Source organism: Streptomyces sp. bgisy100 (assembly GCF_057709105.1).
The window spans coordinates 154623-167770 of the sequence record NZ_JBYITE010000004.1 but is presented as its reverse complement, the minus strand read 5'-3'; the positions used below and the strand labels follow the sequence as shown (position 1 = coordinate 167770).

General features: G+C 71.3%; 14 protein-coding genes. 10 read left to right on the top strand and 4 right to left on the bottom strand.

The features are described 5' to 3' along the window. Positions 1 to 73: 73 nt before the first annotated feature. The 4 genes from AC3EQ1_RS04770 (at position 74) to AC3EQ1_RS04755 (ending at position 3714) form a co-directional block, all read left to right on the top strand. Positions 74 to 853: an ABC transporter ATP-binding protein gene (locus AC3EQ1_RS04770; RefSeq protein WP_432092966.1), complete on the top strand. Its 780-nt coding sequence runs from the start codon at positions 74 to 76 to the stop codon at positions 851 to 853. A gap of 161 nt (positions 854 to 1014) precedes the next feature. Continuing rightward, on the top strand, positions 1015 to 1767 hold the full coding sequence (locus AC3EQ1_RS04765) for an ABC transporter permease (protein ID WP_432092965.1): 753 nt from the start codon (positions 1015 to 1017) through the stop codon (positions 1765 to 1767). A 231-nt stretch (positions 1768 to 1998) separates the two neighbouring features. Continuing rightward, entirely contained in the window at positions 1999 to 2598 is a 600-nt protein-coding gene (locus AC3EQ1_RS04760) for a hypothetical protein (RefSeq protein ID WP_432092964.1), read from the top strand. 213 nt (positions 2599 to 2811) lie between these two features. Next, a complete protein-coding gene (locus AC3EQ1_RS04755; RefSeq protein ID WP_432092963.1) occupies positions 2812 to 3714 on the top strand; it encodes a YwqG family protein in 903 nt (300 codons plus the stop codon). Between the two features lie 175 nt (positions 3715 to 3889). Here the strand turns inward: AC3EQ1_RS04755 and AC3EQ1_RS04750 are convergent, their stop codons facing one another. Then, positions 3890 to 4855: an alpha/beta hydrolase family protein gene (locus AC3EQ1_RS04750; RefSeq protein WP_432092962.1), complete on the bottom strand. Its 966-nt coding sequence runs from the start codon at positions 4853 to 4855 to the stop codon at positions 3890 to 3892. 166 nt (positions 4856 to 5021) lie between these two features. Between AC3EQ1_RS04750 and AC3EQ1_RS04745 the strand changes: the two genes are divergently transcribed. After that, positions 5022 to 5618, top strand: coding sequence for a TetR/AcrR family transcriptional regulator (locus AC3EQ1_RS04745; protein ID WP_432093040.1), 597 nt, complete (start codon positions 5022 to 5024; stop codon positions 5616 to 5618). Between the two features lie 202 nt (positions 5619 to 5820). On the opposite strand, the gene AC3EQ1_RS04740 is transcribed toward AC3EQ1_RS04745, so the two are convergent. Then, the gene (locus AC3EQ1_RS04740; protein WP_432092961.1) at positions 5821 to 6315 is read right to left on the bottom strand and encodes a hypothetical protein; all 495 of its coding nucleotides are present in this window, start codon (positions 6313 to 6315) and stop codon (positions 5821 to 5823) included. Between the two features lie 150 nt (positions 6316 to 6465). Then, positions 6466 to 7203, bottom strand: coding sequence for a TetR/AcrR family transcriptional regulator (locus AC3EQ1_RS04735; RefSeq protein WP_432092960.1), 738 nt, complete (start codon positions 7201 to 7203; stop codon positions 6466 to 6468). A gap of 89 nt (positions 7204 to 7292) precedes the next feature. On the opposite strand from AC3EQ1_RS04735, the gene AC3EQ1_RS04730 reads away from it, so the two are divergent. The 4 genes from AC3EQ1_RS04730 to AC3EQ1_RS04715 all read left to right on the top strand — a co-directional run bounded on the left by AC3EQ1_RS04730 (position 7293) and on the right by AC3EQ1_RS04715 (position 11254). Beyond that, positions 7293 to 8261 carry an ATP-binding cassette domain-containing protein gene (locus tag AC3EQ1_RS04730; RefSeq protein WP_432092959.1) on the top strand — a complete coding sequence of 323 codons (969 nt, stop codon included), beginning with the start codon at positions 7293 to 7295 and terminating at the stop codon, positions 8259 to 8261. Beyond that, a complete protein-coding gene (locus AC3EQ1_RS04725) occupies positions 8258 to 9094 on the top strand; it encodes an ABC transporter permease (RefSeq protein WP_432092958.1) in 837 nt (278 codons plus the stop codon). The genes AC3EQ1_RS04730 and AC3EQ1_RS04725 overlap by 4 nt, the downstream gene beginning before the upstream one ends. A 225-nt stretch (positions 9095 to 9319) precedes the next feature. After that, the gene (locus AC3EQ1_RS04720; protein WP_432092957.1) at positions 9320 to 10042 is read left to right on the top strand and encodes a DUF4142 domain-containing protein; all 723 of its coding nucleotides are present in this window, start codon (positions 9320 to 9322) and stop codon (positions 10040 to 10042) included. 672 nt (positions 10043 to 10714) lie between these two features. Continuing rightward, entirely contained in the window at positions 10715 to 11254 is a 540-nt protein-coding gene (locus AC3EQ1_RS04715) for a MarR family winged helix-turn-helix transcriptional regulator (RefSeq protein WP_432092956.1), read from the top strand. Between the two features lie 204 nt (positions 11255 to 11458). On the opposite strand, the gene AC3EQ1_RS04710 is transcribed toward AC3EQ1_RS04715, so the two are convergent. Beyond that, positions 11459 to 12061 carry a TetR/AcrR family transcriptional regulator gene (locus tag AC3EQ1_RS04710; RefSeq protein ID WP_432092955.1) on the bottom strand — a complete coding sequence of 201 codons (603 nt, stop codon included), beginning with the start codon at positions 12059 to 12061 and terminating at the stop codon, positions 11459 to 11461. 174 nt (positions 12062 to 12235) lie between these two features. Between AC3EQ1_RS04710 and AC3EQ1_RS04705 the strand changes: the two genes are divergently transcribed. Next, positions 12236 to 13144 (top strand): NADP-dependent oxidoreductase, encoded by a 909-nt coding sequence (locus AC3EQ1_RS04705; protein WP_432092954.1) that lies wholly within the window; start codon positions 12236 to 12238, stop codon positions 13142 to 13144. The last annotated feature ends 4 nt before the right edge of the window (positions 13145 to 13148 follow it).

Below are 13148 nucleotides of genomic sequence, written 5' to 3'. Positions count from 1 at the left end.
GCCGGAAGTCTAACTGCACGCCAAACTTTAAGTCCATTGCAAGTTTTCAGTGGGCTGTGCTTTTATCGATGACATGTCCTCACCTGTCATCCGGACCCGGGGCCTCACCCGGACGTTCCGGCTCAAGACCGGCCCCGTACCCGCGGTCCGGGGCCTCGACCTGACCGTCGACCGCGGCGAGATCCTCGGCTTCCTCGGCCGCAACGGCGCGGGCAAGACCACCACCGTGCGCATGCTCGCCACCCTCCTGCCGCCCACCGGGGGCGAGGCCGAGGTCGCCGGACTCGACCTGCTCGGCGACCCCGCGGGCGTACGCCGCCGGATCGGCTACGTCGCGCAGTCCGGCGGCCTGGACCCCGCCTGCACCGTGCGCGAGGAACTGACGACCCAGGGCAGGCTGCACCGGCTGTCCAGGTCCGTGGTGCGACAGCGCACCGAGGAACTCGCCCGCGAACTGGACCTGCTGGACCTGCTCGACCGGCCCACGGCAGCGCTCTCCGGCGGCCAGCGGCGGCGGGTCGAGATCGCGCTCGGCCTGGTCAACCGGCCCGAAGTGCTCTTCCTCGACGAGCCCACCACCGGACTCGACCCGCGCAGCCGCGCCGAACTCTGGGACCTGGTCCGGCGCATCCGCTCCGCCCACGGCGCCACGGTCTTCCTCACCACGCACTACCTGGACGAGGCCGACGCCCTCGCCGACCGCATCGTCGTCGTGGACGCCGGAGCCGTTGTCGCGGAGGGCACCTCCACCGACCTCAAGACCCGCTACGCGGGCGGCCCCGCCGCCACGCTCCAGGACGCCTTCCTGGCCATCACCGGCCGGACGGCGGCCGACGAACCCGTCACCCTCTGACGCGTCACCCGCTGCTTCCGCGGCCGGTCCTCCTCTGACGTCCCACCCGTTGCTTCCGCGGCCCGTCCGCCGTCTCCGCGGCCCATCCGCCGCCCCGAACCGTCCACCTGCCGGATCCGCGGTCCACCGCCGGACTCCGCAGCCGACCCGAGGTTCCCGTCATGACCCTGCTCGCCGACACCGGCATCATCTTCGGCCGCTACCTGCGCGCCACGCTCCGCTCCCGGACCAGCCTGTTCTTCGGCATGCTCCAACCGTTGCTCTTCCTCGCCCTGTTCGGGCCCCTGCTGACCGAGGTCGACCTGGGCACCAGCGGCTCCTCCTGGCAGGCGTTCGTGCCCGGTGTGCTCGTCCAGCTCGCCCTGCTGGGCGGCTCCTACGTCGGCCTCGGGCTGCTGATGGACCGCAACCTCGGGGTGATCGACCGGATGCGCGTCACCCCGGTGAGCCCCATGGCCCTGCTGCTGGGCCGCACCCTGCGCGACGTCGTCCAGCTCCTCGCGCAGTCCGTGCTCCTCGTGCTGATCGGCCTGGCGTTCGGCCTCCGCGCCCCGCTGCCCGGCGTCCTCATCGGGCTGCTCTTCGTCGCGGTGCTCGCGGCGGCGATGTCCGCCCTCTCCTACGGCCTGGCCATGAACATCCGGACGGCGCCGGAGTTCGCCGCCGTCGTCAACACGGCGGTGATGCCGGTCATGCTGCTCTCCGGCCTGCTGCTGCCGATGACCCTCGCCCCCGGCTGGCTGAACGGCGTCTCCCGCGCCGTACCGCTCCGCTACACCGCCGACGCGGTGCGCCAGGCCTTCCTCGGGCACTATGCCAACGGCACCGTGGCCGCCGGTGCCGCCGTCACCCTCGCCCTGGCCGCCGTCTGCCTGCTCGGCGGCGCGCGCCTCTTCGGCCGCGCCCGGGGGTGAGGAAAGGGGCTCCGAGCCCGGGGCGCACCCTACGGAAATCCGGAGGTTGTCGGGCAACTGCCACTGAGTGGACACCAGTTCGGTATGACTTCCACCAGGGCGAATGCTGCTCATACGGTGCCGAAGGGATCGGAATGGGTGGAACCGGGTGACAGTGACGGCCCGTCATGGGACCTTGGTGGCCGTCGGACCGACAACCGGAACGACACTGGGGAACCGGGGGGAAGCGCCATGCCCAAGGGGAAGTACGCCAAGAGCACGGAGGAAGCGGAAGCGGACCTCATCGCGTACTGCGCGTCGGTCGGGTTCGACCGTGAGTGGCTCAGCGCGAAGCAGTGGAGCACCACGATCGACATCGCCTGCGACAAGGCGTACGGGTTCGAGCAGGCCCACAAGGCGATCGACAGCGATCAGATCGAGATCACCTCGACCGCCGCGCGGGAGGCCCGGCAGCGCAAGCTGAGCGCCGACGCCGACGGGCTGCTGGCCGCGGTCAAGCAGGACAAGGTGCTGAAGGCCACCCAGATCCCGAAGATCCTCGAACTGTGCGCCGACGCCTATGTGGGCGGGCAGCGGGTCAACCTGGGCCTGGTCGCCAAGCCCATGAGCACCACCGCTTACGAGACCCTGCAGGGTCAGTGGGACAAGGCGGCGGGCTTCGCCACCGGCGACGGTGTCTTCACCAACTTCCAGAGCTTCGAACCGCAGGACAAGGCCAAGGCGGGCAAGGGCAACGTCGGGGACACCCTCGACACCCGCGGCGTACAGGGCAACCTCCTGGTGCGGATCGCCGGGCGGACCTTCAACATGCACATCGACATCGCGGAGTAGACACCCGACGGCCGCCCCCGCCCGCCTCCGGTTCCCCGTTCGGGGACCGGGGCGCGGGCGGGGGCGGCCATGGTGTGAAGACCCGGACGTGAATGGGCTGTTGTCCGGATCCGCCCGCGTCAGTATCGGTCGGTTGTCAGTAGCGGCTGATGGCAGTAACGGTCCGATGGCAGTAACGGCCCGATGTCAGTGGGGGCCTGCATCATCGTCCCCATGACACACGGCACCACCGACCCGCTGCACGCGCTCGCCCGCGAGCATCTGCCCCACGAGATCGCCGAGCGGTGGATCGGCCTGCTGCGGCCGAGCCTGCGCCTCGACAAGGCCGCGGGAACGGCCACCGGCACGGGCACGAGCACGGGTACGGGTACGGGCAACGGCCAGGGCGCGGCGTCCGTCGTCGGCCGGCTCGGTGGCCTGCCGGAGCTCCCGGAGAACGAGGAGTGGCCCACGTGGGAGGGGAACGGCGCCCTCTCCTTCGTCGCATCGCTCGACTGTGCCGCGCTCCCCTCCGCCGGTCTCGACATCACCCTGCCGACCGATGGCACGCTGGCTTTCTTCTACTTCGACGGGCAACTGGACGACGGCACCGCGGTGGTGGCGCCCGCTGAGCCCGACAGCTGGGCGGGTGCGCGTGTGCTGTACATACCGGCGGGTGTGTCCGTCACCGAGCGGCCGGCGCCGGAGGGGATCGAGCCGTTCACCGCGATACCGCTGACGGCAAGGGCCGAGACGACGGAGCCGTACCCCTGGCACCCCGCTGTGTACCGGGAGTTCGCGCCGATGCCCGACGACCACCCGGTGTGGGACGAGGACTTCCAGGAGGCATTGGATGATCACTTCGAGGGCGCGGAGCACCGCATCGGCGGCCATGCGCACCCGGTCCAGGACGAGGTGGAGTCCGACGTCGCCCACGGCGTGCTCGGCAGCCCGCCGTGGACCGACCCGCGCATCCAGGAGGAGGCCCTGCGCTGGGTGCTGCTCGCCCAGTTCGACTCGGACGACGACGCCGGCATGATGTGGGGCGACTGCGGCGTCCTCTACTGGCTCATACGCCCCGAGGACCTGGCCCGACGCCGCTTCGACCGGGCGATGTTCACGTGGCAGTGCAGCTGACTCCTGGGGGGACCGCGCACCGCCTGCGGACCGTGCACCGCCTGCTTGCCGGGTGAGGGGCTGCGTGCCGGGTGCGGGGCTGCGGCCCCTGCGCGACCCGATGAGGCGAGTCGGCCGATGGCGGTGGGACCGCCCGTTGGCGGATGTGTCCGTGGCTGGAGCGGAGGCCAGGCGCCTACTTGACCTCGACTCGTCCTACCCGGTCGGGGCCGGTCGTCAGTGCCTCGCACGTGGTCTGCCACGTGGGGGCGCCGGGGTGGAGCCGGGTGTGGAGGTAGGCCGCGGTGAGCCGGGCGAGGGCGGCCACTCGCTCGGGGTTCTCGTCGGTGGTCTCGGCGGCGTCGTATCCGGAGATTCCGCCGAGTCCGTGCTCCGCGTCGAACAGGGTGAGCAGGGCCTTGGGGCCGGGGGCGAGGGTGTAGGGGTCCGCGTGCCAGTCCGGTCCCATGTCCGTGAAGTGCCGGGAGTCGTCCTTGTCGCCGGCGACGACCAGCGCGGGTGTGGTCATGGTGGAGAAGTCGACGGCCCCGATGACGGGCCACTGCTCGGCCATGGGCCCATTGAGGACGTCGCCGCCCCTGCCGGGCGCGGCGAGCAGTACGCCCGCCTTGATCCGGGGCTCGACGAGGCGCACCACGTTCCCGGTGTCGGGATCGGTGAGCCCGGCGCCCAGCAGGAGGGCGGCGGTGAAGCCGCCGAGCGAGTGCCCGGCGAGGGCGACCTTGGCGTGGTCGATCCGTCCGGCGAGTTGCGGCACGGCGTTCTCGATGACGTCGAGCCGGTCGAGGACATGTGTCATGTCCTCGGCGCGGGAACGCCAGAAGAACGGTGCGCCGGGAGCATTGGCGACCAGGTGGCTCAGTGTCCTGGAGGTGAGATGGGTGGGCTGGACGACGACGAATCCGTGCGCCGCCCAGAAGTCGGCGAGCGGCGCGTAGCCGTTGAGCGAGGAGAGGTTGTTCGAGGGGCCGTGGCCGTGGGAGAGGAGGACGACGGGGAGGCCGGTTCCGGTCGCGGGGGCGGAGACGCGCACCTGGAGGTCCACGGGACGTCCGGGCACGGAGAGGACTACGGGGCTGAAGGACAGGACCGGGACGGGCGCGCCCAAGGCGTCGGCGCTGGTGGCGGTGGAGGTGCTCACGATGTGGGTTCCCTTTCGGTGGCGCCTTGCCCACCCGGTCCTGCGTCCGAGGGGTGGGCAAGGCGGTCAGGGGCGCCCCGTTTCGGCTAAGCTGAAACGGAACACTGCTCCGTTTAATATCCGGAGCGGTGATCCGTTTTGTCAAGCGGTGTCGAAGGAGAACGTGATGGCCGCCGAGGGCCCCGCAGGAGAGTCGTCGTCCCGAAGCAAGCGGTCCGACGCCCAGCGCAACCGGCAGACGGTGCTCACCGCCGCCGCCGAGGTCTTCGTCACCGACGGCGTCGACGCGCCGATCCGTCGGATCGCGGCCCGGGCAGGCGTCGGGATGGCCACGGTCTACCGCCACTTCCCGACCCGGGCGGATCTGGTCACCGCCGTCTACCGCCACCAGATCGAGGCCTGCGCCGAGGCAGGCCCCCGTCTGCTGACGAGCGCCGACTCCCCGGTCGACGCACTGCGCCAGTGGATCGACCTGTTCGTCGACTTCCTGGTCACCAAGCACGGACTCGCCGACGCCCTGCAGTCCGAGAGTGACCGCTTCGCCGCGCTGCACGCCTACTTCCTCGACCGCCTGCTGCCCGTCTGCGCCCGACTGCTCGACGCCGCGGTCGAGGCCGGCGATATCAGGCCCGGTACGCAGCCCTACGAGCTGATGCGCGGCATCGGCAACCTCTGCATCGGACGCGACAACGACCCCCGGTACGACCCCCGACGCCTGATCGCCCTCCTCCTCCAGGGGCTTCAGCAACCTCAGGCCTGCTGACGCCGGCGAGCGACATCGAGACCTGGCCCCTCCCCGGCTTCCACGCGATGTGCGGCGGTGTGGCAAGGAATGGGCGCTCCTTGCCTTGTGTCTTTCGGTCTTCTGTTGTGACCGGGCAGCCTTCACGCGAAGCGTCGCCCGCCGATCGACGGGCAGGGGCGGACGCCTGGAGTGCCCTCCGGCACCAGCGTCTTCGGCCTGGTCAAGCACCTGACCGCGACAGCGGAAGGGGTTCCACTTCCAGGAAGCGCTGCCGGCCGCGGCCCCGGTACTCCAGGACTTCCCATCCCAGTGGGCGCAGGACCTCGGCGCACCGCTTCAGCTCGGCCTGCTGGTGCTGCGCCGCGCCGCTGCCCGGCGGGCCGAGCCATTCCACGCGGACCGTGCCCGGCGTGCCGGCCTCGTCGACGCAGTACCCGGCGGCGGTACGGCTGCCGTCGGGGCCGGTCGCCGACGGCGGGATGCCCGCGGCCTCCAGAGCGAGAGCCACGGCCTGGACGGGCCGGTGCCGTTCCCACGGGGCGGGAAGCGCATGAGGCTCCGCGGCCTCGGTGTTCATCATGGTCCGGATCTGCAGCAACCCTGCGAAGGCGGTGCGCACCTGGGCTTCGCGGTCCTCGGCGGTGCCGGTGTGTGCGGCTCCGTTGCCGCTGGCGGCCTCGAAGTGACGGTGCTGTTCGCCGCCGCTGTCGGGCATCCCGTCACCTCCTCCTTCCGGTTCCGGCCCCGGTCCCTTCCCGGTTCCCGGACCGGACGCGCCGCGTTGTCGGACGCCACCGGTCATGACGGCTGCCGTGCCGGACGCGGTCCGTTGCTGATCACATGAGGCTCGGCCGGCCGGCCGTGTTCATCTCGCGTCGTTCTCCGCGGCTCGCCGTGCGACAAGGACCTCCAGGCCGTCCATGAGGCGCTCGAGTCCGAAGCCGAAGTGGTCGAACTCCTGGGAGAACGTGTCCTCGGACAGGGTGGCCATGTGCGGGAACTGCCCGCTGTGCATGGCCCGTTCCAGGAACGGCCGCTGCCCTTCCCAGAATTCCTCGTGGCTCACGCCGGTCTCCTCGGCGGCCTGCGCCGACTGGATCTCCATCCGGGCGATGCCCGTGGCGAAGCTCTGCACCGCGATGATCACCGAAATCGTCTCGGGGTCGCTCAGGCCCATGCTCCGGAGGCCGGTCAGGCAGATTTCCAGCCCGCGCAGGGTGCTGGGGCCGAGGGCGGAACGGGCCTCGTTGACCTCGATCAGCCAGGTGTGCCGGTGGAAGAGCTCCCGATGGCTGCGGGCCAGGAGGCCGACGGTCGCGCGCCAGTCGGCGGCCCGTGGTGGATCCGTGGCGAGGGACTCGGCCTGGACACGGTCGAGCATCAGATCGAGGAGCTCCGCCTTGCCGGGGACGTACCGGTACAGCGACATCGTGCCGACGCCGAGTTCGGTGGAGACGCGGCGCATCGAGACGGCCGCCAGGCCCTCCGCGTCGGCGACTTCGACGGCGGCGGTGACGATCCGGTCGAGGCTGAGGCCCGGTTTGGGGCCGCGGCTGGGGCGGTCGCCGGTGCCCCACAGGAGTTCGAGGCTGCTGCGCGTCATGGGTTCACCCTATGCCTCCGCCCCAAAATCGAGTACACCGTACGCTGAAAAGGGTACGGTGTACTCAGTTTCTTGAAGGGGTGACGGACATGAACGGACAACAGGAGTACGCGGTATGGGCCGACGGCCTGCGGAAGCGCTACGGAGAGACCTGCGCCCTCGACGGTTTCGACCTGGCGGTGCGCCGGGGCACGGTGCACGGACTGCTCGGCCCCAACGGCGCGGGCAAGACCACCGCGGTCCGGATCCTGGCGACCCTGGTCCGGCTGGACGGCGGCCGGGTGACCGTGGCGGGGGTCGATCCTGCGCGCGACCCGCAGGGAGTGCGGCGGCGCATCGGTCTCACCGGGCAGTACGCCGCCCTGGACGAGAGCCTCACCGGGCGGCAGAACCTGGAAGTGTTCGGGAGGCTCTTCCGGCTCGGCGGCCGGCGCGCCGGGCACCGGGCGGGTCAACTGCTCGAGGAGTTCGGCCTCACGGAGGCGGGCGACAAGGGGGTGGACGAGTACAGCGGCGGGATGCGGCGCCGGCTCGACCTCGCCGTGTCGATGATCCTGACCCCCGAGGTGCTCTTCCTCGACGAACCGACGACCGGACTCGACCCGCGGGCCCGGGGCGAAGTCTGGGACACCGTGAGGACCTTGGTCGCGGGCGGCACGACCGTACTGCTGACCACGCAGTACCTGGACGAGGCCGACCGGCTCGCCGCGCACATCACCGTGATGGACCGGGGGAGGGCCATCGCCGATGACACTCCCGGCGGACTGAAGAACACGGTGGGCGGCGACCGCATCGAGGTCGTCACGGCCCACGCCCGCGACCTGAGGCGGGTGGCCGCGGTGATCGCCCGCGTCGCCGTCCCCGGCGCCGAGCCCGAAACGGTCGAGCGGGAGCGCCGGGTGCACGCACCCGTCGACGACCGGGTGGCCGCGCTGACGGAGGTCGCGCGGACCCTGCGTGACGAGGGTGTTCAGGTCGAGGACCTCGGACTGCGCAGGCCGAGTCTCGACGATGTCTTCCTGCGCCTGACCGGACACCGCACGGAGGCTGCCCGATGACCACAGCTGTCGAACCGACCGTCCCGCGGGCGGAGAGTCTGTACGAGCGGAGCCGCTGGGCGCTCGTCGACTGCGGGAATGTCGTACGTCGCGGCATGCTGCACTACCGCCGTCAGCCGGTCGCGATTCTCTGGCGACTCGGCTTCCCCATCGTCTCCGTGCTGCTGTACGGCTTCGTCTTCGGCGGCGCCATGCAGGTGCCGGACGGCGGCGACTACCGGCCGTTCCTCATGCCGGGGATGTTCGCCACGACCATGGTGTTCGGCTTCATGAGCACCGCGATGGCCGTGGTGGCGGACTCGGCCAAGGGGGTCACCGATCGCTTTCGGTCCATGCCGATGGCCCCTTCGGCGGTGGCGTCGGGGCAGGGGGTGGCCGATCTGGTCGTGGCCGCCGCGGAACTCGCCATCCTCGCCGCCACCGCCCTCGCGATCGGCTGGCGCTCCGACGGTGGGCTCGCGGCGACGGCCGCGGCCTTCGGGCTGCTGCTGCTCCTGCGCTTCAGTCTGATCTGGGTGGGTGTGTGGTGCGGCCTCGTGGTGCCCGACGCGGAGGCGGCGGGCGGCCTGTACGCCGTTGTCTTCCCCCTCACCATGATCTCCAGTGTCTATGTGGCGCCTTCGCTGATGCCGGCCTGGCTGGCCCCGGTGGCGGCCTGGAACCCCGTCTCGTCCACGGTCGCCGCAACCCGCGAGCTCTTCGGGAACCCGGGCGCCGGGGGCGACACGTGGGTCGAGCAGCACGCGGTGCTCATGGCAGTGGTGTGGCCACTGGTGATCACCGCGGTCTTCCTGCCTCTGGCGGTGCGGCGGTTCCAGCGGCTGAGCCGGTGAGATGACCCGGCCGGGGATCCGGGGCCCGGGCTTCGGGCTCGGCGTGCGTGGCTCCGAGCCGCGGGCTTCGGGTCCCGGCTTCGGGCTCGTGGCTCCGGATTCCCGGATCCGATGCATGCGTGCCACGCCTGAACACTGCGCCGGTCGCGTCCGTACTGCAGGGAAGCGCGCCGTGCCAGCCGCCCCTCCCGCGACAACGTCAGCAGATGTGTCGAGGGAGGCACCATGTACCACCACCGTCGCGATGCCCAGCCGAAGGGCAAAACGCGCACGATCGTCATCACGTCGGCCGTCGCGGCCACAGCACTCGCCGTCCTCTCCGTGTTCACCCTTCAGCAGAGCGACGCGAGCGAGACCTCCGCGGACGGAACCGTGGGCGTCGGCAGCGCCTCGCCGCACGGTGCGGGCCACGGGGCCGGGACGGAGGCGGGCTCCGCGGCCGGCCGGGCCGCGTCGGGGCCGCAGCCCGTCACCCAGGTCGACAAGACGTTCCTGGTCAAGGTGCGCCAGGCGGGACTGTGGGAGATTCCGGCCGGTCGACTGGCGCAGAGCCACGGCGAGAGTGAGGCGGTGAAGCGGGCCGGGCTGCACCTGCTCGACGGGCACAGCAAGTTGGACCAACTGGTCCGGGAGGACGCCGAGATCCTGGGTGTGGGACTGCCCGAGGAGGCCTCCGCCGAGCAGCAGGGCTGGGTCGACCAGCTCAAGAAGGCACACGGGGCGGAGTTCGACCGGCTGTTCGCGAATCTGCTCCGCGCGTCCCACGGCAAGATCTTCGCCACCATCGCCGAGGTGCGGGCAGCGACCCAGAACGACCTGATCCGCCGTCATGCCCGGCAGGCGAACCAGACCGTCATGGACCACATGGAGGTGCTGGAGGACACCGGTCTCGTGAGCGAATCCACCTTCAGGGAGGTCGAGAAGGCCGTCGCCCCGAGGCCGGAGTAGGTCGCTCCGAGGCCGGAGTGGCCGACGGTGCTCGGACCGTTCCGGAGCGCGCTGTTGACGGGGGCTCGGCAGTCGTCGCCACTCTTCGGCTGCCCCACGTCTGGACTTTTGCACTGTGCAATGATGAGGTGGTGAAGGGCTCGCCGGACAGGCGAGCCCGGGGAGGGTGCGGCACTGGCACGGTGCGCCGCTTCCGGCGCTTGTCGGGCATCTCTTGCGGAGCCGTTCGCCGCATGCGCCTACGGTGCCGCACTGTTCGGAGCAGGACTTGTCCGTGGAGAAGCGACACGGCTCCGGATCGTGACGGCCGTCCTCGTCCCTCTGTGGCCGGGGCGTTCGTCGGTGCCGCTACCGGTCTCGGGGCGCGCAGTGGGTGTCGCCGCCACTACACCCAGGACTCCGCGACACCGAGGACTCCGCGAAGACCTCCGACTCCGCGAAGGCCTGGACTCCACGGTCGCGTCCGCCTGCCGGTCCCATCCGCTGCCGGGCCCGGAACGCCTCGCCGCCACAGGATTCATATCGCCCGCCCACCGGTCCGCCGCTGCCCGGTCCCTTGAGCGCCGGGCCCGTTCGGTCATGTGCCAGGGCATCTCGGCCGGGTACCCGGGCCTCGGGGGAGGTGTGCGAGCGGCGTCGGCACCGGGTGGGGCATCGGGTAGAAAAGAGAGCATGGCCGATGCAGAACGCCCCGCACAGGACCTCGACGATCTTGCACGGGACCTCGACGATGTGGACGCGGTGACGCAAGCGGTGATGACGGCCTCCCGGCTGCTCGTCGCCATGTCGGCCCGATCGCTCGCGGCCGTCGAGGACCGGCTGACGCTCCCGCAGTTCCGGCTCCTCGTCGTGCTCGCGACGCACGGCGCGGCCAAGCTCGTCGTCCTGGCCGAGAGCCTGGGAGTCAACCCGTCCACCGCCATGCGCATGATGGACCGGCTCACCGCGGCGGGGCTGGCCGACCGCCAGGTCAATCCGAGCAACCGGCGGGAGAGCCTGTTGCAACTGACCGAGGAGGGGCGGACGGTCGTCGACCAGGTCATGACCAGGCGGCGCGACGAGATCGCACGGACCATCGCGCGCATGGCCCCTGCCCAAAGGGTGGCCCTCGTCGAAGCCTTGACGGCCTTCACCGACGCCGGCGACGAGCCCGCCGTCCGCGACTCGGGCCGTGACCTGTATCCCCTCGGCTGGTCGGTCGAGCGGGGCTGAGGGGCGGCCCTCCCGGGCCCTCCGCCGTCCGGTTCCGGTTCCAGGGCGCCTGGAACCGTGCGCGTACCTGATGGCGGCCGACGGGACTGCGGGATTCCGGGCTTGCGACGGGATGCGGGAACGCGACGGGAACCGGGCCCCGGGGACGCGAGGAACCCGGGGACGCACACCGAGGAGAAGCCGGGGCGCGGTGCACCGGCCTCGTCAGTCCCGCTGAGTCTCCGGCTGTCGCCGCTGTTCGAGCGTGGTGACCCACTGGGCGACGAGCGTGTCGATGAACGTGTCGGTCACCTGATCGCGGTCGAAGAAGAGGCGGGCGAGGACGGGCCCGTAGAGCAGGGTGTGCTCGGTCTCGTCGATCTGGATCCCTGACGGCTCCAGCAGCCGGTTCAGGGCCGCGCGGCGGTCCTGGCCGATGCGCGTCAGAGCCTGGGCGCTGGCGGGGTCGTGGTCGGCCTGGGCGGTGACGGCCAGCACCGCGGTGCGGACGGCCGGTTCGCTGATGCCGTCGCGCAGGCTCTTCAGCCAGTCGGTGGCCACGACGCGTACATCGCCGCCCGGCTCGGGGTAGTTGCCGAGGTCGGGGCCCTCCAGGATCAGGTCGAAGAGCAGGGCGGCCCGGTTGGGCCAGTGGCGGTAGAGGGTCTGGCGGGTGACGTCGGCGCGCTCGGCCAGCAGCGCGTACGTCAGCCCGGCCGGTCCGGCCTGGGGCAGCAGATCGCGTGCGACGGACAGCACGCGGGTGCGGGTGCGCTGGACGCGCGGGTTGCTCGGGGTCGGCCGGCGGCGGTGGAGAGGCTCCTGCATGGGGCCCATTCTAGCGAAGAATCATACGTGTCGTGTGATTCAATCCACATCGCCGATCGTCCGGCCCGGGGTGATCGTCCACCCCGTATGAATCATCCAGCGTGTGTGATACAACGGAATCACACGCACTGGATGATTCGCATCGGTGCGGCTCCCGATCCCAGGAAGTGCCTGATGTCCACTGCCATGACCTACTCCGAGTACGGCGGACCCGAAGTCCTCACCCGGTCCCGGGTCGCCACCCCCGAACCGGGCCCCGGCCAGGTCCGCATCCGCGTGCGGGCAGCCGCCGTCAACCCCATCGACCTGCGAATACGCGCCGGGCTGATGCAGGGCGTCTTCCCGGTCGGCTTCCCGGCGGTCCCCGGCTGGGACGTGGCCGGTGTCGTCGACCGCGTCGGCGAGGGCGCCACGGCGTCGGTCGGCGACGAGGTCTTCGGTGTCGCCTCCGCCGGTGGCTACAGCCAGTACGCACTCCTCGACCGGCCCGTCACCAAGCCCGCGGCGGTGTCCTTCGAGACCGCGGCCGCGGTGGTGACGGTCGGCGAGGCCGCCTGGCGGGCGATCGAGCACCTCGGCGTGCGGCCGGGGCGGACGCTGCTCGTCCACGGCGCCGGCGGCAGCGTGGGCGCCATCGCCGTACAGGTGGCCGCCGCCCGCGGTATCACCGTGATCGGTACTGCCGCCGAGCGGGACATCGAGCGGGCCATCGGCCTCGGCGCCGTCGCCGTGCGCTACGGCGACGGCTGGGTGGAACGGGTGCGCGCCGCCGCCCCGGACGGTGTGGACGCCGTGTTCGACACCTCGGGCGCGGGCGTCCTCGCCGACTCCGTCGCCCTGACCGGCGACGCGGACCGGGTGATCACCATTGCCGACCCGTCCTTCGCCGAGCACGGCGTGCGGTTCACCGGCATGGACCCGGCCGACCGTTTCCCCGAGGCCCTGCCGCGACTGGCCGATCTGATCGCCGCCGGCAGCCTCGACGTGCCCGTGGGGCACAGCTACCCGCTCGCCGAGGCCGCTTGCGCCCACGCCGACATCGAAGCCCGCCGCACCCGGGGCAAGGTCGTCCTCCTGCCCTGACCCG

What these genes read in the sequence shown, in the direction of transcription:
- AC3EQ1_RS04730 (WP_432092959.1), top strand. Translation starts at nt 7,293, where the DNA reads ATGAACGGACAACAGGAGTACGCGGTATGGGCCGACGGCCTGCGGAAG.
- AC3EQ1_RS04720 (WP_432092957.1), top strand. Translation starts at nt 9,320, where the DNA reads ATGTACCACCACCGTCGCGATGCCCAGCCGAAGGGCAAAACGCGCACG.
- AC3EQ1_RS04725 (WP_432092958.1), top strand. Translation starts at nt 8,258, where the DNA reads ATGACCACAGCTGTCGAACCGACCGTCCCGCGGGCGGAGAGTCTGTAC.
- AC3EQ1_RS04770 (WP_432092966.1), top strand. Translation starts at nt 74, where the DNA reads ATGTCCTCACCTGTCATCCGGACCCGGGGCCTCACCCGGACGTTCCGG.
- AC3EQ1_RS04715 (WP_432092956.1), top strand. Translation starts at nt 10,715, where the DNA reads ATGGCCGATGCAGAACGCCCCGCACAGGACCTCGACGATCTTGCACGG.
- AC3EQ1_RS04745 (WP_432093040.1), top strand. Translation starts at nt 5,022, where the DNA reads ATGGCCGCCGAGGGCCCCGCAGGAGAGTCGTCGTCCCGAAGCAAGCGG.
- AC3EQ1_RS04735 (WP_432092960.1), bottom strand. Translation starts at nt 7,203, where the DNA reads ATGACGCGCAGCAGCCTCGAACTCCTGTGGGGCACCGGCGACCGCCCC.
- AC3EQ1_RS04765 (WP_432092965.1), top strand. Translation starts at nt 1,015, where the DNA reads ATGACCCTGCTCGCCGACACCGGCATCATCTTCGGCCGCTACCTGCGC.
- AC3EQ1_RS04755 (WP_432092963.1), top strand. Translation starts at nt 2,812, where the DNA reads ATGACACACGGCACCACCGACCCGCTGCACGCGCTCGCCCGCGAGCAT.
- AC3EQ1_RS04760 (WP_432092964.1), top strand. Translation starts at nt 1,999, where the DNA reads ATGCCCAAGGGGAAGTACGCCAAGAGCACGGAGGAAGCGGAAGCGGAC.
- AC3EQ1_RS04705 (WP_432092954.1), top strand. Translation starts at nt 12,236, where the DNA reads ATGTCCACTGCCATGACCTACTCCGAGTACGGCGGACCCGAAGTCCTC.
- AC3EQ1_RS04740 (WP_432092961.1), bottom strand. Translation starts at nt 6,315, where the DNA reads ATGCCCGACAGCGGCGGCGAACAGCACCGTCACTTCGAGGCCGCCAGC.
- AC3EQ1_RS04710 (WP_432092955.1), bottom strand. Translation starts at nt 12,061, where the DNA reads ATGCAGGAGCCTCTCCACCGCCGCCGGCCGACCCCGAGCAACCCGCGC.